Source organism: Microbacterium sp. I2 (assembly GCF_051364985.1).
Taxonomy (GTDB): Bacteria; Actinomycetota; Actinomycetes; order Actinomycetales; family Microbacteriaceae; genus Microbacterium.
On record NZ_JBLWIH010000013.1, the window covers coordinates 107,884 to 127,880 of the forward strand.

At 69.1% G+C, this 19,997-nt stretch carries 17 protein-coding genes; 4 read left to right on the forward strand and 13 right to left on the reverse strand.

The features are described from left to right. Nucleotides 1–58: 58 nt before the first annotated feature. The 9 genes from ftsW to ACLKM7_RS12660 form a co-directional block, all read right to left on the reverse strand. A complete protein-coding gene (ftsW, locus tag ACLKM7_RS12620) occupies nucleotides 59–1,324 on the reverse strand; it encodes a putative lipid II flippase FtsW (RefSeq protein WP_436447511.1) in 1,266 nt (421 codons plus the stop codon). Further along, a complete protein-coding gene (murD, locus tag ACLKM7_RS12625; RefSeq protein ID WP_436447512.1) occupies nucleotides 1,281–2,828 on the reverse strand; it encodes a UDP-N-acetylmuramoyl-L-alanine--D-glutamate ligase in 1,548 nt (515 codons plus the stop codon). Before murD ends, ftsW begins: the two co-directional genes overlap by 44 nt. Beyond that, nucleotides 2,825–3,937 (reverse strand): phospho-N-acetylmuramoyl-pentapeptide-transferase, encoded by a 1,113-nt coding sequence (gene mraY / locus ACLKM7_RS12630; protein WP_436447513.1) that lies wholly within the window; start codon nucleotides 3,935–3,937, stop codon nucleotides 2,825–2,827. Before mraY ends, murD begins: the two co-directional genes overlap by 4 nt. After that, entirely contained in the window at nucleotides 3,934–5,364 is a 1,431-nt protein-coding gene (locus tag ACLKM7_RS12635; protein WP_436447514.1) for a UDP-N-acetylmuramoyl-tripeptide--D-alanyl-D-alanine ligase, read from the reverse strand. The genes mraY and ACLKM7_RS12635 overlap by 4 nt, the downstream gene beginning before the upstream one ends. A 22-nt stretch (nucleotides 5,365–5,386) precedes the next feature. Next, a complete protein-coding gene (locus tag ACLKM7_RS12640; protein WP_436447515.1) occupies nucleotides 5,387–7,171 on the reverse strand; it encodes a peptidoglycan D,D-transpeptidase FtsI family protein in 1,785 nt (594 codons plus the stop codon). Between the two features lie 4 nt (nucleotides 7,172–7,175). Next, a complete protein-coding gene (locus ACLKM7_RS12645; protein ID WP_436447516.1) occupies nucleotides 7,176–7,787 on the reverse strand; it encodes a hypothetical protein in 612 nt (203 codons plus the stop codon). Beyond that, a complete protein-coding gene (rsmH, locus tag ACLKM7_RS12650) occupies nucleotides 7,784–8,737 on the reverse strand; it encodes a 16S rRNA (cytosine(1402)-N(4))-methyltransferase RsmH (protein ID WP_436447517.1) in 954 nt (317 codons plus the stop codon). Before rsmH ends, ACLKM7_RS12645 begins: the two co-directional genes overlap by 4 nt. Nucleotides 8,738–8,851: 114 nt before the next feature. Further along, nucleotides 8,852–9,283: a division/cell wall cluster transcriptional repressor MraZ gene (gene mraZ, locus ACLKM7_RS12655; protein ID WP_168914433.1), complete on the reverse strand. Its 432-nt coding sequence runs from the start codon at nucleotides 9,281–9,283 to the stop codon at nucleotides 8,852–8,854. A 200-nt stretch (nucleotides 9,284–9,483) separates the two neighbouring features. Then, nucleotides 9,484–9,852: a DUF3040 domain-containing protein gene (locus ACLKM7_RS12660; RefSeq protein WP_436447518.1), complete on the reverse strand. Its 369-nt coding sequence runs from the start codon at nucleotides 9,850–9,852 to the stop codon at nucleotides 9,484–9,486. 64 nt (nucleotides 9,853–9,916) lie between these two features. On the opposite strand from ACLKM7_RS12660, the gene ACLKM7_RS12665 reads away from it, so the two are divergent. Beyond that, the gene (locus ACLKM7_RS12665; protein WP_436447519.1) at nucleotides 9,917–11,011 is read left to right on the forward strand and encodes a polyprenyl synthetase family protein; all 1,095 of its coding nucleotides are present in this window, start codon (nucleotides 9,917–9,919) and stop codon (nucleotides 11,009–11,011) included. 3 nt (nucleotides 11,012–11,014) lie between these two features. On the opposite strand, the gene ACLKM7_RS12670 is transcribed toward ACLKM7_RS12665, so the two are convergent. After that, nucleotides 11,015–11,365 (reverse strand): Rv2175c family DNA-binding protein, encoded by a 351-nt coding sequence (locus ACLKM7_RS12670; RefSeq protein WP_436447520.1) that lies wholly within the window; start codon nucleotides 11,363–11,365, stop codon nucleotides 11,015–11,017. 225 nt (nucleotides 11,366–11,590) lie between these two features. Here ACLKM7_RS12670 and ACLKM7_RS12675 point away from each other — a divergent pair, with 225 nt between their 5' ends. Together ACLKM7_RS12675 and pknB are read left to right on the forward strand one after the other, a co-directional pair. Continuing rightward, nucleotides 11,591–12,748 (forward strand): LysM peptidoglycan-binding domain-containing protein, encoded by a 1,158-nt coding sequence (locus ACLKM7_RS12675; protein ID WP_436447531.1) that lies wholly within the window; start codon nucleotides 11,591–11,593, stop codon nucleotides 12,746–12,748. A gap of 88 nt (nucleotides 12,749–12,836) precedes the next feature. Further along, entirely contained in the window at nucleotides 12,837–14,777 is a 1,941-nt protein-coding gene (gene pknB / locus ACLKM7_RS12680) for a Stk1 family PASTA domain-containing Ser/Thr kinase (RefSeq protein WP_436447521.1), read from the forward strand. Nucleotides 14,778–14,946: 169 nt separating this feature from the next. On the opposite strand, the gene ACLKM7_RS12685 is transcribed toward pknB, so the two are convergent. The 3 genes from ACLKM7_RS12685 to ACLKM7_RS12695 form a co-directional block, all read right to left on the reverse strand. Then, nucleotides 14,947–16,284 (reverse strand): class II 3-deoxy-7-phosphoheptulonate synthase, encoded by a 1,338-nt coding sequence (locus ACLKM7_RS12685; protein WP_168914429.1) that lies wholly within the window; start codon nucleotides 16,282–16,284, stop codon nucleotides 14,947–14,949. Between the two features lie 62 nt (nucleotides 16,285–16,346). Next, the gene (locus tag ACLKM7_RS12690; protein ID WP_436447522.1) at nucleotides 16,347–17,036 is read right to left on the reverse strand and encodes a lysophospholipid acyltransferase family protein; all 690 of its coding nucleotides are present in this window, start codon (nucleotides 17,034–17,036) and stop codon (nucleotides 16,347–16,349) included. Nucleotides 17,037–17,039: 3 nt separating this feature from the next. Next, on the reverse strand, nucleotides 17,040–17,975 hold the full coding sequence (locus tag ACLKM7_RS12695; RefSeq protein ID WP_436447523.1) for an ROK family glucokinase: 936 nt from the start codon (nucleotides 17,973–17,975) through the stop codon (nucleotides 17,040–17,042). Between the two features lie 154 nt (nucleotides 17,976–18,129). Here ACLKM7_RS12695 and ACLKM7_RS12700 point away from each other — a divergent pair, with 154 nt between their 5' ends. Further along, complete coding sequence (locus ACLKM7_RS12700; protein ID WP_436447524.1) at nucleotides 18,130–19,956, forward strand: AMP-dependent synthetase/ligase; 1,827 nt, start codon at nucleotides 18,130–18,132, stop codon at nucleotides 19,954–19,956. Nucleotides 19,957–19,997: the final 41 nt, after the last annotated feature.

Genomic DNA, 19,997 nt, shown 5'->3' on the forward strand with positions numbered 1-19,997 from the left:
GGAGGGGACGGATGCCGCGGCCCCTGCCGGATGCCGGGACTCAGCCGGATCCCGGGACTCAGCCGCGCGAACCGGCTGCGCGTGTGCGGCGGGCGCGGGCCTGCGCGATCGCGGCCTCGCGGCGCGCGACAGATGCGGGCAGCGTGCGGGCGAATGAGAGCAGCACACCGCACGCGAGCAGCACCGACAGCAGCGACGTTCCGCCCTGCGACATGAACGGCAAGGGCACACCGAGCACGGGGAACACGCGCAGGACGACGCCGATGTTGATCAGAGCCTGGCCCACGATCCATACCGTGATGCCGCCGGCGGCGATCCGCACGAACGGGTCGTCGGTCTTGCGGATCACGTGGAACGCGCCGACCGCGAACAGGGCGAACAGGGCGAGCACCACGGCGCAGCCGATCAGTCCGAGCTCCTCGCCCACGATCGCGAAGATGTAGTCGTTCGCGGCGGCCGGGAGCCAGTCGTACTTCTCACGCGAGTTACCCAGCCCCAGCCCGAAGATGCCGCCGCTCGCGAGTCCCCAGATACCGTGCAGCGGCTGGTAGCAGTCGTTGAAGTAGTCGTCGAGGCAGTTGGGGTTCAGAAAGCTCATGAACCGGCGCATGCGGTCGGGGCTCGCGACGGCCAGGTATGCCACCGCGGCGGCGGCAGCGAGCGCCGGGAGGATGAAGATCCGCAATCGCACGCCCGAGAAGAACAGCGCGCCGAGCACGATCAGCCCGAGGATCATGGCCGTGCCCAGGTCGTCACCGGCGAGGACCGTCGCGATCGCGAGGATCGAGACCGGCACGAGCGGGATGAACACGTGCTGCCACTTGCGCAGCAGCGTCTGCTTACGGAACAGCACGTACGCCACCCACAGGGCGAGTGCGATCTTGAGGAACTCCGACGGCTGCGCCTGGAATCCCGCGATGGTGATCCAGTTGCGGTTTCCGTCGTTCGAGTGCCCGAGCGGAGTGAACACCAGCATCTGGAAGGCCACAGCCCCGATGAGCGCCGGCCACGCCATCTTCTTCCAGAACGACAGCGGAAAGCGGCTGGCGATCAGCATGAGCGGGATGCCGATGATCGCGAAGAGGCCCTGCTTGAGCACGATCTCCCACGGCGCCTCGCCGCGGGCGGTGGCCGTCGCGGAGGTCGCCGACAGCACCATGACGAGCCCGAAGACCGTCAGCAGCAGGGTGGTCGATGCGATCAGCAGGAACTCGCTCGGCACCGGGGCGAAGACCCGCCCCAGCGAGACGCGGGCCGCGAGGCCCCGCTTGGCGGACGGCTCAGCCGCGGTCGCCGGGGCCGGTCGGGTCTGCGTCGTCGTCATCCTCAGCCCCCGTCCCGATCCGTTCCCTCACCGCTGCCGCGAACTTCTTGCCGCGATCCGCATACGACGCGAACTGATCGAAGGATGCCGCGGCGGGAGCGAGCAGAACCACGTCCCCGTCACGCGCCACCCCCGCCGCCAGTTCGACGACCCGCGTCATGACCCCTTCAGTCTCATCGGCCTCGACCTCGAACACCGGTACCGCGGGCGCGTGTCGTGAGAACGCTGCCAGCACCGCGCCGCGCTCCGCACCGATGACGACCGCCGCCTTCACCGACGATCCGCGCTCGGCGACGAGGCCCGAGATGTCGACGCCCTTGAGCAGTCCGCCGACGACCCACACGGCGCCGGGGTAGGCGGCGAGCGACGACGCCGCAGCGTGCGGGTTGGTCGCCTTCGAGTCGTCCACCCACGTGATGCCCGCGTGCCGTGCGATGACCTCGATGCGATGCGGGTCGAGGCGGAAGCTGCGCAACGCCTCGCGGATCGCGGACGGCGCGACGTCGAGCGACCGCGCGAGGGCGGCGGCGGCGAGGATGTTGGCGGCGATGTGCGGCGCGCCCAGGCCACGCTCGGCCAGGTCGGCGACCGTCGTCAGCTCGAGAGCACTCGTGCGGCGATCCTCGAGGAACGCACGGTCCACGAGGATGCCGTCGACGACGCCGAGATCGCTCGGACCGGGCACGCCGAGGTCGAAGCCGATCGCACGTGCGCCCTCGACGACGTCGGCGTCCTCGACCATGCGCCGGGTGGCGGCATCCGCCTTGTTGTAGACGCACGCCACGCGTGTGTTGTCGTACACGTGCGCCTTGGCGTCGCGATACTCCTCGAACGAGCCGTGCCACTCGAGGTGGTCGTCGGCGAGGTTGAGGCAGACGGCGGCGTGCGGCGAGACCGGATCGGGGCTGTCCTGCAGCCCCAGGTACCACAGCTGGTGGCTCGACAGCTCGACCACGAGCGCATCGAAACCCGCGGGGTCCCGCACGGCGTCGAGCACGGGAGTGCCGATGTTTCCGACGGGCGCGGCACGCAGCCCGCCTGCGACGAGCATCGTCGCGGTCAGCCGCGTCGTGGTGGTCTTGCCGTTGGTGCCGGTGATCAGGATCCAGTCGGCGGGAGTCCCGTCGGCGCGCAGGACCTTGTCGCGGACGCGCCACGCCAGCTCGATGTCGCCCCACAGCGCGATGCCCGACTCACGGGCCCACGCGATGACGGGATGCCGCGGCGCGAACCCGGGTGATGCCACGACGACCTCGGGGGCGAACTCGGCGAGCTCGGCGGGAACCGCGTCGAGCGGGCCGGTCGACAGCCGGGCGCCGATGACGGGCAGCAGCCGCGCGTACTCCTCGTCCGCCCGCTCGGTGAAGACGAAGACATCCGCGCCCAGTTCGGCGAGCGTGTCGGCGACCGAGAACCCGGTGACCGACAGCCCCAGCACCGCGACGCGCAGGCCCCTCCAGTCGGCGTTCCAGCTCGTGAGCCCGGCGAGTCGGTCTGAGGTCATGTCTGCGAGAGCCATTCGACGTAGAAGAATCCGATGCCCGATACGGCGAGCAGGCCCGCGATGATCCACATGCGCACGACGATGGTGATCTCGGACCAGCCGCGCATCTCGAGGTGGTGGTGAAGCGGGCTCATGAGGAACAGCCGCTTGCCGCGCGTGATCTTGAAGTACAGACGCTGCAGGATCACCGATCCCGACGCGATGACGTAGACGCCCGCCACGAGGATCAGCAGCAGCTCGGTGCGTGTCAGGATCGCCATCGCGGCGATGACGCCGCCGATCGCCATCGAGCCGACATCACCCATGAACACCTTCGCCTTGGGCGCGTTCCACCATAGGAACCCGATGAGCGCGCCCACGAACGACGCCGAGACGATCGCCAAGTCGAACGGATCGCGCGTGGGATAGCAGGCGGCCTGGGCGGACGCCGACAGCGCCTCGCCGCCCCAACAGGCCTGGTTGAACTGCCAGAACGCGATCAGGCTGTAGGCGCCGGTGACGAAGATGCCCGAGCCCGCGGCGAGTCCGTCGAGCCCGTCGCCGAGATTGACCGAGTTCGACGTCGCGACGCCGATGATCGAGACCCAGATCAGGTAGAGGATCCAGCCGGCGATCAGTCCGAGCGCCATGAACGACAGCGCCGGAACGTCGCGGAACACCGAGATGAAGGGTGACGCCGGAGTCTGCCCCCACTGGTTCGGGAAGTTGAGCGAGACGATGCCGAACGGCACCAGCACGAGGATCTGCCCGACGATCTTGCGCCAGCCGCTGAGGCCGAGGCTGCGCTGGCTGCGCACCTTCATGTAGTCGTCGATGAAGCCGACCGCGCCCAGTCCGACCATCATCCACAGCACGAGCCAGCCCGAGATGGTGGGCGGATTGTTGCCGGTGTACGCGCCGACGAGATAGCCGACGATCGTGCCGGCGATGAAGATCGTCCCGCCCATCGTCGGCGTGCCCCGCTTTGCCTGGTGGCTGGGGTTGTGGACGTTCTCGGGGGTTCGGATGACCTGGCCCCAGCCCCACTTGCGGAACAGCCTCAGGAACACCGGAGTGAGGAAGAGCGTGAAGGCCAGCGAGATCGCCGCCGCAGTCAGGAGTGATCTCACGAGAACGATTCTCCCAGACGATCGCCGAGGAACCGCAGCCCCGCGGAGTTGGATGATTTGACCAGCACACGGTCGCCGTCGCGCAGTTCGCCGCGCAGGTAGTCGAACGCCTCATCGGCAGTCTCGAAGAAGACCGCCTCGTTGTCCCACGACCCCTGAGCCACCGCTTCGAGGTACATGCGGCGGGCGTCCGAGCCGATGACGACGATGCGCTGGATGCCGAGGCGCACGGCCAGGAGGCCGACGCGGTCGTGCTCCTCCTCGGCGTACTCCCCCAGCTCGCTCATCGCCCCGAGCACCGCGACGGTGCGCTCGCCGGGGCCGGTGATCTGCGCGAGAGTGCGCAGCGCCGCCGACATGGAATCGGGGCTGGCGTTGTAGGCGTCGTTGATGATCCGCACGCGGTCGGAACCGAGCGGCTGCATGCGCCAGCGTTCGGCGATCTCGACCGTCTCCAGACGTGCGACGGCATCAGCGAGACTCACTCCGAGGGCGGTCGCCGCGGCGATCGCGGCGAGGGCGTTCATGACGTGGTGTTCCCCGAGCACACGCAGGCGCACCGGGAGCGACTCGCCGTCGGCAGTGACGACGAAGGACGTTCCGGATGCCGTCACCACGACGTCGTCGGCTCGCACCTCGGTCGCCGCCGGTCCGCGCCCGAACCAACGCACTCCGGCGTTCTTCTCGGTGGCGATCGGCGCCATCGCGGCCACGCGGGCGTCGTCGGCGTTGAGGATCGCCAGGCCGCCGTGGCGGAGGGCGCGCACGAGCTCCGACTTGGCGTGAAAGGTCGACTCGATGCCGCCGAAGCCACCCGCGTGTGCCATGCCCACCATGAGCACGACGCCGACATCGGGCTCGACGAGTCCCGCGAGCCGGGCGATCTCGCCGGGGGCGCTCGCGCCGAACTCGCTCACCAGGAACCGGGTGCGCTCGGTGACGCGCAGCATCGTCAGCGGCGCCCCCACCTCGTTGTTGAACGACGCCTTCGGGGCGATCGTGTCGCCCGCGCCCTCGAGGATTCGGGCGAGCAGGTTCTTGGTGGTGGTCTTGCCGTTGGAGCCGGTGATGCCCACGACATCGAACCTCTCACCGCGCACGGTGGCAGCATCCCTCGCCCGCTTCACGACCTCGCGCGCGAGGTCGGCGAGTGCGGCGACCGCGTCCGGCACGACGATCTGGGTGACCCCGGCCTCGACCGGGTGTTCGACGATCGCCAGAGCGGCGCCCGCCGAGGCGGCGGCATCGACGAACAGGTGGCCGTCGGTGACGTCTCCTGGCTTGGCGACGAAGACGTCGCCGCGGCCGATGTGACGCGAGTCGGTGTCGACGAGGCCCGAGACGACGGTCTCGGGAGTGTCCCCCGCGGTCGGGCGGATCTCGCCGCCGATGGCGTGGGCGAGTTGGGCGATGGTGAGCGCGATCATGGGTCTCCGGCCGGTGAGGAGGCTACCCGAACTTGGGCAGCAGCTCCGGCGCCGTCGTCGAGGGCATGACGCGGTAGGTCTTGAGCACCTGTGTCATGGCCTTCTGGAACGCGGTCGCGTTGGCCGCAGACGATGTTACCTTCGTCGGCTCGTCGAGCGTCACGACGACGACGTACTCGGGGTCGTCGGCGGGCGCGAAGCCCACCATGGTCGTGTAATAGACGCCCTGCTTGTAGCCGCCGTTGACGAGGTCGGCCTTCTCACCGGTACCCGTCTTGCCTCCCACCCGGTAGCCGGGGATCTGGACGGACTCGGCGTACGGCGCCTGCAGGAAGACGTTCTCGAGCATGGCGCGCATCTGCGCCGACGTTCCCTCGCTGATCACCTGCTCCGGGTCGCCGAGCTCCGGTTCGACGACCGTGCCGTCCGGCAGCGTGCACGACTCGATGATCGACAGCGGCATCTTGACGCCTCCGTTCACGATCGCTCCGTACGCGCGGGCGAGCTCGGGCATCGTCGTCGTGACCGCCTGGCCGAACGATGTGTTGTACGTGCCCTGCGGTCCCCACTGCTCGACCGGGTTCAGCAGACCGGTCTGCTCCGCCGGATAGCCGGAGCCCGTTCCCTGTCCGATGCCGAACCGCTGGAAGTAGTCGTAGCGCGTCTGCGGGCTCACGGACTCGCTGAACTTCGAGATGCCCACGTTCGACGAATCGATGAGGGTGCCCGCCAGCGTGTACTCGTACGCAGGGTGCTGGAACGAGTCCACCACGGTGGCGCCGTTGGGGAAGGACTCCTTACCCGACGCGACGACGGTGGAGCCGGGGCTCTGACCGCCGGCGTCGATCACGGTCGCCGCCGTGAGGGCCTTGAAGGTCGAGCCGGGCTCGAACCACTCGAGGAAGATGCTGCTCGTCCGGAAGTCCGCCTGCGTCGCCTCGAACGCGTTCGGATCGACGGTCGGGTACTCGGCGGCGGCGCGGACCTTGCCCGTCTTCACCTCGTACACGAGGATCGCGCCCTGCTGGGCGCCCATGTTCTGCGTCTGCTCGGCGATGAGCTGCTGCAGATACCACTGCAGGTCGCGGTTGATCGTCAGCTGCAGCGTTCCGCCGTCGCTCGCGGGCGTCTCGCGCTCGGTGCCCGGGATCACGACGCCGTCCTTCCCCCGCTGGTACACACGCTGCCCGTCGGTTGCCGCGAGGCAGTCGTTCTGCGACTTCTCGAGGCTCTCGAGCGGACCGTCAGCACCTACGAAGCCCACGAGGTTCCCGGCGACGGCACCGTCGGGATACATGCGCGCCGGATGCTGCAGACAGCCGATGTACGGGATGCCGAGGTCGGCGAGTGCGCGGTACTGCTCTGTCGACACGCCCTTCTTCAGGTAGACGAACTGCGATTCGGGACGCTCGGCGAGCTCGGCTTCGACGATCCCCCGCACTTCTTCGGGCGTCTGCCCGGTGATCGCCGCGACGTCGACGGAGACTGCCTCCCACAGCGGCTGGTCGGACTTCCCCTCGAGCACCTGGGTGTCGATCTGCCTGATCAGAAGAGGATCCAGCTGGCAGTCGTAACGCAGGATGCTGCCTGCCAGAGTCTGGCCGTTCTGATCGACGATCTCACCGCGGGTGCCGTGGAGCACCTGCTTCCCGGCGAAGGCGCGGTCCATCGAGTCGCCGATGTGCTCGCCGGCGTTGACGACCTGGATGTCGACGAGACGCACGATGAACCCGGCGAGGACGGCGAGGACGACGGCGAGGGCCACCACCGTGCGGCGGCGCGGGCTTCGCGTGCTTCGGGTCGTCATGAACTCAGTGTGTGCTCGGGGTGGGCAGTCCGTCGGTGATCGGCGGCGGAGTGTTCGAGACTCCCCCGTCGGTCGACGTCTCTGCGACCTCCACCGGCAATCCGTCGATCGTGGCGTCGGGAACGGTGACCAGCGGCGTGTCGGTGAGCAGGGCGTTGGGCACCGCTCCGCGGCCGATCGCATCGATCGACGAGGATCCCATCGCGACCTCGGATGCGCCGAGAATGGCACCGTCGCTCAGGCGCAGGTACGACGGCGATTCGTCGATGACCATGCCGAGAGCGGCCGCGTTGGCAGCGAGATACTGCGGCGAGCTCAGCCCGGCGACGTCGTCGTAGAGGATCTGCTTCTCGTACGTGAGGTCGCGCTGCTGCTGCGCGAGCGCCGACAGCTCGTACGATCCCTGCGTCGTCATGATCGACAGCACCATCTGCGCACCGGCGATGACGAACGCGCCGAGCACCGCGACCACGCCGTACAGCAGCTTCGGCCGGCGACGGCGCACGGGAGCCTCGACGACGCGGAGGCGCCGGTCAGGAGACTGCGAACGATCGGGCGCGACGCTGCCGCGCGAGGGCACCGGAGCGGTCGCAAGTGCGTGCGAGTTGATGCTCATGCGTCCTCCCTCACGCGTTCTGCAGCCCGCAGGCGTACCGGCGTGGCCCGCGGGTTCGTGGCACGCTCCTCGTCGGACGCGAGCTCTGCCCCCTTGACGAGCAGCCGGAATCTCGGAGCGTGCTCGGGCAGCTCCACCGGCAGGCCGGCCGGCGCCGTCGAGGCGGTCGCCTCGGCCAGCGCCCGCTTGACCAGTCGGTCTTCGAGCGACTGATAGGCGAGCACGACGATGCGCCCACCCACGGGCAGGATGCCGAGGGCGGACGGTACCGCCCGTTCGAGCACCGACAACTCGCGGTTGACTTCGATGCGCAACGCCTGGAACACGCGCTTGGCGGGGTGCCCCGTCCGCTGCGCCGCGTACGGCGTCGCGGCGACCAGGATCTCGACGAGGCGGCCTGAGCGCTCGATCGGAGCCTCCGCACGCGCCGCGATGATGGCCCGCGCGTAACGGCCGGCGAGCTTCTCCTCGCCGTAGCGCTCGAAGATCCGGCGCAGATCGCCTTCACCGTACGTCGCGAGGACTTCGGCGGCGGTCACGCCCCCGGACTGGTCCATGCGCATGTCGAGCGGCGCGTCCTTCGAATACGCGAAGCCGCGATCGGCGACATCGAGCTGCAGCGACGAGACCCCGAGATCGAACAGGATGCCGTCGGCCTTCGCGAATCCGGCCGAGATGACGGCATCCGCGATTCCGTCGTACACGGTGTGGACGAGCGTCACTCGTTCGCCGAACCGCGCGAGGCGCTCGCCGGCGATGCGCAGCGCGTCGGTGTCGCGGTCGAGCCCGACCAGCCGAAGCCCCGGGAACCGCTCCAGGAAGGCCTCGGAGTGGCCGCCCATGCCGAGCGTCGCGTCGACGAACACGGCGCCGTCGCGCTCGAGCGCGGGCGCGAGCAGTTCGATGCATCGCTCGAGGAGGACTGGAGTGTGGATGTCGCGGAGGTTCATGATGCGGGGCCTCTGCCGTGCGTCTTCCCCAGACCCTGATCCCCATCCGCTCTCTGACCTGGCGCCGGGGAAGTGCGTCAGGGCGTGAGCGGCTGGGAGTCGGGATCGGGGGCGTCAGAACAGGCCCGGAATCACCTCCTGCTCCAGTTCGGCGTAGGTCTCTTCGTTGGCTTCGGCGTAGGCGTTCCACGCGGCCGCATCCCAGATCTCGGCGTGTGCCCCGACGCCGGTGACGACGAGGTCGCGTTCCAGACCCGCGTAGGCACGCAGTGGCTGAGGGAGGGTGATGCGGTTCTGGCTGTCGGGCTTTTCGGCACTCGCACCCGAGAGGAACATGCGCAGGAAGTCGCGAGCCTGCTTGTTGGCCAGCGGCGCTTCACGGATGCGCTCATGCACGCGCTCGAACTCCTGCGTGCTGAACACGTAGAGGCAGCGATCCTGACCGCGCGTCACGACGACACCGGCGCCCAGGTCGTCGCGGAATTTCGCCGGGAGGATGACGCGACCTTTGTCATCGAGCTTGGGTGTGTGGGTGCCCAAAAGCATCGGTACATCACACCCCCTTCGTCCGGCCCCCCCGGGTTGTCCACCACTTTACTCCACTCTCCTCCACTTCGCCACCATTGGACTGTTCGGAGGCTCCCCTCGGCTCCCATTGCGGCCGTTGACGATCGCGCCGGGGCAACAAAAAAAGCACCGACCCGAAGGTCGGTGCTTGTTGTGCCGGTGTCAGTCGGCGGGGAGGCTCAGCGCTCTCCCTGCCGCTTGTCCCAGCGGTCATTCATGCGATCCATGAAGGAGGAGCTCTTCTGCGGTGATCTCGCGGCCTGTTCGGGCTCGACCCGGAGCTTGCCCGGGCCCCGCCCTGGAGTGACCGCGAGGACCACACCGCCGAGCATGATCACGAAGCCGATCACGCCGACGACGATGAGCGGAACCGATACCCCGACGATCAGACCGCCGAGGCCCAGCAGCACGAGGATCGTGCCGTAGACGATGTTGCGATAGCTCAGGCTGCGTCCGTCGCGGGGCGCGCTGACGACGTCTGCGTCGTTGCGCATGAGATGGCGCTCCATCTCGTCGAGCAGGCGCTGCTCCTGTTCGGAGAGTGGCATGCATCCCCCTCTGTACTTCCGTTGGCTCGATTCTACGCGTGCCGTAGATCACTAGGCTAGGCCCGTGTCAGGCCCCGCAGAGACGATCGAAGCCATTTCCCAGCGACTCGACACCTTCGTCTCGGCCCAGCGGTCCGAAATCGCGGATGCCGGAGCCGAAGCCGCGCTCTTCATCGACGCGGCCGCAAGCGCCACGTCGGGCGGAAAGCGGCTGCGCGGGCGCTTCTGCATCGCGGGGTGGAGCGCAGTGGAGGAATACTCCGGCCGCCCGGTCGCTCTGCCGGCTGCGGTGGTGACCGCGTCCGCTGCTCTGGAGGTCTTCCACGCGGCCGCACTCGTCCACGACGACCTCATCGACAACTCCGACACCCGGCGGAGCCGCCCCTCGACGCACCGTGCACTGGAGGCCGCACACCGCGCTGCCGGCTGGACCGGCGACGCCGCCGCCTTCGGCCGGTCGGCGGCGATCCTGCTCGGCGACTTGCTGGTGGCGTGGAGTGACGACCTCTTCGAAGAGGGCCTCGCCGGGATCCCCGTCGAACGCGCGGTCGCGGCCCGCTCCGAGTACGCGACGATGAGGCGCGAGGTGACGCTCGGGCAGTTCCTCGACGTCGCGGAGGAATCCGCGTTCCTGTCCGAGCCCGACGACCGGCACGCCGATAGGGCACTGCGGGTGGCATCCCTCAAGTCCGCTCGATACAGCGTGCAGCAGCCTCTCGCCGTCGGTGCGGCACTGGCCGGCGCCGATGCCGCACAGACCGCGGCGCTGGCCGCGTTCGGCCACCCGCTCGGCATGGCCTTCCAGCTTCGGGACGATGTCCTGGGCGTGTTCGGAGACGAGCGCGAGACCGGCAAGCCCTCGGGCGACGACCTGCGCGAGGGCAAGCGCACCGTGCTGATCGCCTACACCCGCGAGGCGCTTCCGGCGACGTCGCGACGCCTCATCGACGAACTCGTCGGCGATCCCGCACTGGATGCCGAACAGATCGCGTCGCTGCAGCGCACGATCGCCGACAGCGGTGCACTGGAGCGGGTCGAGCAGCTCATCGCACGCTACGCGCACGAGGCCGATCGTGCGCTCTCGGGCGCCCGCCTCGGCAATGCCGCGGTCGGCGAGTTGCGGGATCTTGCCCGCGCGGCCACGGTGCGCGTGGCCTGACGCTCAGGCGAGCGTCAGCGCGACGCGACGCACCTCGCTCTTGCGGCCGGCGCGAAGCGCCTCGATCGGGGCGAGGCCGATGGAGTCCTCAGGAGTCAGCAGCCAGTCGATCGCCTCATCGTCGGAGAACCCGGCGTCGTGCAGCACGATGACCGTCCCTCGCAGAGAGGCGATCGGGTGACCGTCCCGGATGAACACCGACGGGACCTTGAGCGCGCCGTCGCGGCGCGAGCCCACCAGGTGGAACTCGTCGAGCAGGCGGCGGACGCGACCCAGCGGTTCGCCGAGCTCCTCCACCAGTTCGGGGAGGGTGAGCCATTCGGTCTCGATGCGGGCAGAGTCGTCAGCGGTCACACAGCAACTATCTCAGATCGCACATGGCCGCAGCCACGCGAGGACGCATCTGAACGCAGTCCCGTCCGTCCCATCTACCTCAAAGGCCACACTTATAACACCCGTTGACAGTAATTAACATCCGTGACACGGTTTTCGGAGTCGACTGAGGGGGGAAATCTCGTGCGACAGATCAGCCGCACCCATCGCCAGGGTGTTCCGCATCCGCTGCTGACCGGCGTTCCCATGGCCGTCGTAGGGTCAATCGCCCTGTCGCTCACGACAGCACCCGCCCATGCCGCACCCGGCGGCGCGGAGCCTCAGACCAGGGATGACCGCGCTATTTCTGGCATCCGCCCACATGCGCCGAAGTCCGCCGCTGGTGCCGGCGCCGTCGTCGCCGCCGCGGATCAGAACACATACACGGTGCAGGCCGGCGACACGGTGAGCGCGATCGCCTCGCGGTTCGGCCTGCGCACCGCCGACCTGCTCGCGCTGAACAACCTCGGCTGGAAGTCGATCATCTACCCCGGACAGGTCCTGAACCTCGTGGGCGGCGCAGCGGCCGCCCCTGCAGCCCCCGCGGCCACGCCGGCCTCCGCCGCGAGCTACACGGTTCAGCACGGCGACACGGTGAGCGCGATCGCCAGGCGCCATGGCGTCAGTACGCAGGCCATGCTGGCCGCCAACGGCCTCGGCTGGTCTTCCGTCATCTATCCGGGGCAGACGCTCGCCGTGCCCGGCTCCGCCGCACCCGCCGCTGTCCCGGCCCCGGCGCCGGCCCCCGCGCCGGCCCCGGCTCCCGCGGTGGGAGGCTCGTACACGATCGTCGCCGGCGACACCATCAGCGCCATCGCGAAACGGCACGGCGTCACCACGGATGCCGTGCTCGGCGCCAACGGCCTCGACCGCTCGTCGATCATCTACCCGGGTCAGACCATCGCGATCCCGATCGCGGCCGTCGCCGCCGCGGCGCCCGCAGCGCCTGCCATCCCCGGCCTGGACGCGGAACAAGTCGCCAATGCACAGCTGATCGTGCGGGTCGGTCGCGAACTGGGTGTGCCCGATCGCGGCATCGCCATCGCGCTCGGCACGGCGATGCAGGAGTCCTGGATCCGAAACCTCGATTGGGGCGACCGCGATTCGCTGGGCCTTTTCCAGCAGCGTCCGAGCACCGGCTGGGGCACCGAGGCCGAGGTGCGCGATCCCGTGCGCTCGATCAAGGCGTTCTACGGCGGCGCGTCGGATCCCAACGGCTCCCGCACCCGCGGGCTTCTCGACATCGCCGGCTGGCAGTCGATGTCGTTCGCCGACGCCGCGCAGGCGGTGCAGATCTCGGCGTACCCCGAGCGCTACGCGCAGTGGGAGGCGCCCGCGCATGCGTGGCTGGCAGCACTGGGGTGATGTCCCGGCGGATCGGCCGCACGTAACGGTACGGTCGCAGGGTGCGCCGCTCCGCGGGCTCGCAGGTGCGCGTCCGTAGACTCTCAGCGTGAGCACGAGTCAGCAGACGGACCCGCTGATCGGCCGTCTCGTCGACGGTCGATACCGCGTGCGTGCTCGCATCGCCCGCGGAGGCATGGCCACCGTGTACGTGGCGACCGATCTGCGCCTCGAGCGCCGCATCGCCCTGAAGGTGATGCACGGTCACCTCAGCGACGACACCGTGTTCCAGAGCCGGTTCATCCAGGAGGCCCGGGCCGCCGCCCGCCTGGCCGACCCGCACGTGGTCAACGTCTTCGATCAGGGCCAGGACGGCGACATGGCGTACCTCGTCATGGAGTATCTGCCCGGCATCACATTGCGCGAACTGCTGCGCGAGCAGCGGCGCCTGACTGTGCCACAGGCGGTCAGCATCCTCGACGCCGTGCTCTCGGGGCTCGCCGCCGCACACAAGGCGGGGATCGTCCACCGCGACGTCAAGCCCGAGAACGTGCTGCTCGCCGAGGACGGTCGCATCAAGATCGGCGACTTCGGCCTGGCCCGCGCCACGACGGCGAACACGGCATCCGGAGCCCAGCTGCTCGGCACGATCGCCTACCTCGCCCCCGAGCTCGTCACGCGCGGGACGGCCGATGCCCGCAGCGACATCTACGCGCTCGGCATCATGCTCTACGAGATGCTCACGGGCGAGCAGCCCTACAAGGGCGAGCAGCCGATGCAGATCGCGTTCCAGCACGCCACCGACTCGGTGCCGCGGCCGAGCGTGAAGAATCCGGGCGTGCCGGAACCGCTCGATGAGCTCGTGCTGTGGGCGACCGAGCGCTCCCCCGACGAGCGCCCCGTCGACGCCCGCGAGATGCTCGACCGCCTGCGCGAGATAGAGCGCGAGCTGGGCATCACGCCTGCGGTCACGCGGACGACGTCGATGGGCACGCCGCGTGACGAGGTCTCACCGACCGGCGAGCTCACCGCGGTGCTGCCGGCTACCTCGACGACGGCCCCGACCGCCACGATGGAAGAGGCCGACAACGCCGGCCGGCTGCGCCGGGCCACCAAGCGCCGGCGCACGAAGGGCGCGTGGCTGGTCACGGTCGTCGTGCTGCTCGCCGCGCTCGCGGCCGGCACCGGCTGGTGGTTCGGCTCGGGTCCGGGGTCGCTCGTCGCCGTGCCGGATGTCTCAGGCGGCACCTTCGCGGCTGCGCAGGAACGACTCGCCCAGGACTCCCTCGTCGCGGTGCAGCGCGAAGAGAACAGCCTCGATGTGGCCGCGGGTACGGTGATCCGCACCGATCCTCCGAGCGGCACGCGAGTCGACCGCGACGCCGAAGTGCTGGTCATCGTCTCGCTCGGCCCCGCCGATGTGCAGATCCCGCGATTCATCGACAGCACCGAGGCCGATGCGCGCACCGGCCTGGACAGCCTCGAGATCCGAGTCGACGCCGAGAACGCCACGTTCTTCACCGACCAATCCCCCGGAACGGTCGTGGGGGTCATGGTGACCCCTGCCGACGGCTCGGAGCCGTTCCCGTGCGGTGACGGATGCGCCGCCCATCAGGGGGACGCCGCTCAGTTGTGGGTATCGCTCGGGCCCATCCCGGATGTCGTCGGCGACAGCGAGGGGGCTGCCCGCAGCACCCTCGAGGGCGTGAACCTGGTCGTCGCCGAGGAAGCCGAGACAGAGACCAGCGAGACCATCGAAGAGGGTCGCGTCATCCGAGTCGTGGGACCCGATCGATGGTGGCAGCCCGGCGATGCCGTCACGCTCGTCGTGTCGACGGGCCCACCGCTCTTCGAGGTTCCGCAGGTGGTCGGAGACACGCGCGACGTGGCGATCCAGAAGCTCGAAGAGGCTGGTTTCCAGGTCGACTTCGCGCCGTTCTTCGGCGTCGTTCCGAACGACATCACCGAGGTGACGGCATCCGATCCCGCGGCCGGCGAGATGCGGGTGCGAGGAACCCGCGTCTACATCCAGCTGACCGTGACGGGCTGACCCTCAGCCGAACTCCGCGCTGGCGAAATCTGCACCCGCGGTCGTTCTGTCGGGCGCGTACGCCGCAAACGACAGCGCGAGCCCGCCCGCGCGCGACCGGACGCAGAGAATCCCGGATGCCTCGGGCGAGGCATCCGGGATTCTCTGCGGAGCGGCGGCGCAGGGCCGGTCAGCGCTTCTCGAGCTCCTCGGCGACGAGGAAGGCCAGCTCGAGGCTCTGCATGTGGTTCAGGCGCGGGTCGCACAGCGACTCGTAGCGCGTCGCGAGAGCGGCCTCGTCGATCTCCTCGGAGCCGCCCAGGCACTCGGTGACGTCGTCGCCGGTGAGCTCCACGTGGATGCCGCCGGGGAACGTGCCGACCGCGCGGTGAGCCTCGAAGAAGCCGCTGACCTCGTCGACCACGTCGTCGAAGCGACGCGTCTTGTAGCCGGTCGGCGTCGTGATGCCGTTGCCGTGCATGGGGTCGGTGACCCACAGCGGCATGGCTCCCGAGTCGCGTACGGCTTCGAGCAGCGGCGGCAGCGCGTCGCGGATCTTGCCCGCGCCCATCCGTGTGATGAAGGTGAGGCGTCCGGGCTCGCGCTCCGGGTCGAGCTTGTCGATCAGGGCCAGAGCCGTCTCGGGCGTGGTCGACGGACCGAGCTTCACCCCGATGGGGTTGCGGATCTTCGAGAAGTAGTCGACGTGCGCGCCGTCCAGCTCGCGCGTGCGCTCGCCGATCCACAGGAAGTGCGCCGACGTGTTGTACGGCGTGCCGGTGCGCGAGTCGATGCGCGTCATCGGACGCTCGTAGTCCATCAGCAGGCCCTCGTGGCCCGTGTAGAACTCCACGCGCTTGAGCTCGTCGAAGTCGGCGCCGGCGGCCTCCATGAAGCGGATCGCACGGTCGATCTCGCTCGCCATGCGTTCGTAGCGCGCGTTGGCGGGGTTCTTCGCGAAGCCCTGGTTCCACGAATGCACCTCGCGCAGGTCGGCGAAGCCGCCCTGCGTGAACGCCCGGATCAGGTTGATGGTCGACGCGGCGGTGTGGTACCCCTTCAGCAGGCGCTGCGGGTCGGCCTGTCGCGACCCTTCGGTGAAGTCGTAGCCGTTGACGATGTCGCCGCGGTACGCCGGCAGGGTGACCTCGCCGCGCGTCTCGGTGTCGCTCGAGCGCGGCTTGGCGAACTGACCCGCCATGCGGCCCATCTTCACGACGGGCATCGAGGCGCCGTACGTCAGCACCACCGCCATCTGCAGCACCGTCTTGATGCGGTTGCGGATCTGCTCGGCAGTGGCACCCGCGAAGGTTTCGGCGCAGTCACCGCCCTGCAGCAGGAAGGCGCGGCCCGACGCGGCGCGCGCCAGCCGGTCACGAAGGTTGTCGACCTCGCCCGCGAACACCAGCGGGGGCAGAGTGGCCAGTTCGGCGGAGACCGCGGCCACCGCGTCGGCGTCGGGCCACGCGGGCTGCTGCTTGATGGGCAGGGTCCGCCAGTGGTCGAGCGCGTCGAGCTGCTGAAGCATCCCTCGAGTCTATCGGCGGGATCGCGCACCCCGGCGCCGCATGACGAGCGTTCACCCGCGGGTCATCGCGTGGGGGCCTTGAGCCTGTCCTTCACGGTGGAGGCGTACACGTCTTCGTATTCCTGCTCGCCGAGGCGCTGCAGCGCGACCATGATCTCGTCGGTGATCGAGCGGAGGATGTACCGGTCGCCCTCCATGCCCTCGAAGCGCGAGAAGTCCAGCGGCTCCCCGATCACGATGCCGACCCGCACAATGCGCGGCATGCGTGTGCCGATCGGCATCATCGTGTCGGTGTCGACCATGACCACCGGTACCACGGGCACGTGCGCCTCGAGCGCCATGCGCGCGATGCCGGTGCGGCCGCGGTACAGCTTGCCGTCGGGGCTGCGGGTTCCTTCGGGATAGATGCCGAGAAGATCGCCTCTGCCCAGCACCTGCAGTCCGGTGTTGAGGGATGCCTCGGATGCCTTGCCGCCGGATCGGTCGATCGGAATCATGCCCGTGGCCTTGAAGAACATGCGGGTCGACCAGCCCTTGAGGCCCCTACCCGTGAAGTAGTCGCTCTTGGCGAGGAACGCGACCGGCCGGTCGATCATGAGCGGCAGGAACACCGAGTCCACGAACGACAGGTGGTTGCTCGCCAGGATCGCCGCTCCCTCAGCGGGGACGTTGCGACGGCCGATGATCCACGGGCGCCAGATCGCCTTGACGATCGGACCGATCACCACGTACTTCATCAGCCAGTAGAACATCGCCTACTCCTCCGCGGACGCGAGGTCGGCGGCGCCGATGAGGCCCGCGTCGTTGCCGAGCTCGGCGATGGCGAACCCGGCGATCGGCCGGTCTCCGTAGCCCGGGAGGGACGTCTCGTAGGCGAGGCGCACCGGCTGGAGCAGCTCGTCGCCGAGCTGGGCGACTCCCCCGCCGATCACGAACAGCTCCGGGTCGAGCACGGCCTGGAATCCGCCGCACGCCTCGCCGAGGGCGGTCGCCACGCGACGCAGCGCCTCGAGCGCGCCCTCGTCGCCGGCGAGCACCAGCCGCGACACGGCGGGTCCCGTGATCGTTCCCTTCTCGGCACGCACGGCTGCCAGGGCGGCGCCGATGCCGCCGGCGTCCGCGATGGCGTTGGCCTCGCGCTGCAGGGCGCGTCCCGACGCGTACTGCTCGAGGCATCCGTTCTGTCCGCATCCGCACGGCAGGCCGTCGCGCATGAAGCGCATGTGGCCGAGCTCGGCGCCGATGCCGTGGCCGCCACGGAAGAGCTCGCCGTCGATCACGACCGCCCCGCCGACGCCGGTGCCCATCGTGAGCATGACCATGTGCTCGACGTCGCGGCCGGCACCGAAGCGGAACTCCGCCCATCCGGCGGCATTCGCGTCGTTCTCGATCGTCACGGGCACATCGATGCGGGCCTCGAGCACCGCCTTGAGCGGCTCGTTGCGCCACGCGATGTTCGGCGCGTGGATGACCGTGGCACGATCGCGGTCGATGAATCCCGCCGCGGCGACGCCCACTGCTGCGACGTCGTGGTGCGCGCTGAAGTGGTGAGCCATGTCGATGACGGCATCGGCGAGGACGGCGGTGTCGATCGGCGTGTCCACGCGGAGCTTCTCGACGATGCGGCCCTCGCCGTCGACGACACCTCCCGCGATCTTCGTTCCGCCGATGTCGATCCCGACCTTGAGCACTGCACTCCCTCTCCGGCCACCGCACGCGCGACAGCGCCTTGAAGTCTAGCGATCGACCGGCCATCCACACCCACCCTGGTCGCGGCGTGACGGCGGATTAGACTCAGAGCCAGATCCACCCGAGATTCATCCATCCGGTACCGAAGGAGCTGCCGTGGTTCAGTTCGAAGTCCCTGCGATCGTCCCCGCCGACCCGCAGGCAAACATCACCGACCTTCTGGTCGAACGCGTCAAGCAGACGCCTGACCGCGCGTTGTTCGCCGTGCCGGACGGCGGTGGCTGGCGCGACATCACCGCCGCCGACTTCCAGCGGCAGGTCGTCGCGCTCGCGAAGGGGTTCGCGGCGGCCGGCATCGAACCCGGGGACAAGGTCGGCTTCATCGCGCGCACCACGTACGACTGGACGCTGGTCGACTTCGCGCTCTTCTACGCCGGCGCCGTGATGGTCCCGATCTACGAGACGAGCTCGGCCGCGCAGATCGCGTGGAACCTCACCGATTCCGGCGCGATCGCGGTGGTCACCGAGTCCGCCGACCACACCGCGCGGGTGGAAGAGGTGCGGGGCGACCTGCCGCTGATCCGCTCGGTGTGGGAGATGGCGCGCGGCGACCTCGACACGCTGGTCGGCGAAGGCGCATCCGTCACCGATGACGAGATCGAGCGCCGCCGCAACCTCGCCAACGGCGCCGACATCGCGACCCTCATCTACACGTCCGGATCGACCGGCCGCCCGAAGGGCTGCGTCCTCACCCACAGCAACTTCGTCGAGCTGACTCGCAACTCCGCCAAGGCGCTGCACGAGGTCGTCGAGACGCCCGGTGCCTCCACGCTGCTGTTCATCACGACCGCTCACGTGTTCGCGCGGTTCATCTCGATCCTCAACATCCACGCCGGTGTCAAGACGGGCCACCAGCCCGACACCAAGCAGCTGCTGCCGGCGCTCGGCTCGTTCCAGCCGACGTTCCTGCTCGCGGTGCCGCGCGTGTTCGAGAAGGTGTACAACTCGGCCGAGCAGAAGGCCGAGGCCGGCGGCAAGGGCAAGATCTTCCGCGCCGCGGCGCACACCGCCGTCGAGCACTCCGCCCTCCTGCAGGACGGCAAGAAGATCCCGCTCATGATGAAGATCAAGTTCGCGCTCTTCGACAAGCTGGTCTACTCCAAGCTGCGCACGGCGATGGGTGGCCGTGTGGCGTACGCGGTGTCGGGGTCGGCACCGCTCGGCCCGCGCCTCGGGCACTTCTTCCACAGCCTCGGCGTGACGATCCTCGAGGGCTACGGCCTCACCGAGACCACCGCGCCCGCGACGGTGAACCTGGCGACCAAGTCGAAGATCGGCACGGTCGGTCCGGTGCTGCCGGGCGTCGGCATCCGTCTGGCCGAGGACGGCGAGATCCAGGTGCGAGGGATCGACGTCTTCAAGGAGTACTGGCGCAATCCCGAGGCGACCGCCGCGGCGTTCGACGGCGACTGGTTCAAGACCGGCGACATCGGAGCCTTCGATGAGGAGGGGTTCCTCACGATCACCGGTCGCAAGAAGGAGATCATCGTGACCGCCGGCGGCAAGAACGTCGCCCCGGCCGTGCTCGAGGACCCGATCCGCGCCAACCCGATCGTCGGGCAGATCGTCGTCGTGGGCGACCAGAAGCCGTTCATCTCGGCGCTGATCACCCTCGACCCCGAGATGCTGCCGACGTGGCTGGCGAACAACAGCCTCTCGGGTGAGATGGCGCTCGAAGAGGCGGCCAAGCACCCCGCCGTGCGCGCCGAGGTGCAGCGCGCGATCGACGAGGCCAACACGCACGTCTCCCGGGCCGAGTCGATCCGCAAGTTCACGATCCTCTCGACCGAGTGGACCGAGGCCAGCGGCCACCTCACGCCCAAGATGAGCATCAAGCGCAACGTGATCCTCGAGGACTTCGCCGGCGAGGTCGACGAGATCTACGCCGTTCCGGTCAACACCACGAACGTCTCGCTGTCGTAGAAGGCGACGGATGCCGCGGCCCGGGCCTTCTCGAAAGGCCC

Bases quoted from the DNA above. Each gene is read 5' to 3' on its own strand.
- ftsW (WP_436447511.1), bottom strand. From the start codon at position 1,324: ATGACGACGACGCAGACCCGACCGGCCCCGGCGACCGCGGCTGAGCCG.
- murD (WP_436447512.1), bottom strand. From the start codon at position 2,828: ATGACCTCAGACCGACTCGCCGGGCTCACGAGCTGGAACGCCGACTGG.
- ACLKM7_RS12635 (WP_436447514.1), bottom strand. From the start codon at position 5,364: ATGATCGCGCTCACCATCGCCCAACTCGCCCACGCCATCGGCGGCGAG.
- ACLKM7_RS12640 (WP_436447515.1), bottom strand. From the start codon at position 7,171: ATGACGACCCGAAGCACGCGAAGCCCGCGCCGCCGCACGGTGGTGGCC.
- ACLKM7_RS12645 (WP_436447516.1), bottom strand. From the start codon at position 7,787: ATGAGCATCAACTCGCACGCACTTGCGACCGCTCCGGTGCCCTCGCGC.
- rsmH (WP_436447517.1), bottom strand. From the start codon at position 8,737: ATGAACCTCCGCGACATCCACACTCCAGTCCTCCTCGAGCGATGCATC.
- mraZ (WP_168914433.1), bottom strand. From the start codon at position 9,283: ATGCTTTTGGGCACCCACACACCCAAGCTCGATGACAAAGGTCGCGTC.
- ACLKM7_RS12660 (WP_436447518.1), bottom strand. From the start codon at position 9,852: ATGCCACTCTCCGAACAGGAGCAGCGCCTGCTCGACGAGATGGAGCGC.
- ACLKM7_RS12675 (WP_436447531.1), top strand. From the start codon at position 11,591: ATGGCCGTCGTAGGGTCAATCGCCCTGTCGCTCACGACAGCACCCGCC.
- ACLKM7_RS12685 (WP_168914429.1), bottom strand. From the start codon at position 16,284: ATGCTTCAGCAGCTCGACGCGCTCGACCACTGGCGGACCCTGCCCATC.
- ACLKM7_RS12690 (WP_436447522.1), bottom strand. From the start codon at position 17,036: ATGTTCTACTGGCTGATGAAGTACGTGGTGATCGGTCCGATCGTCAAG.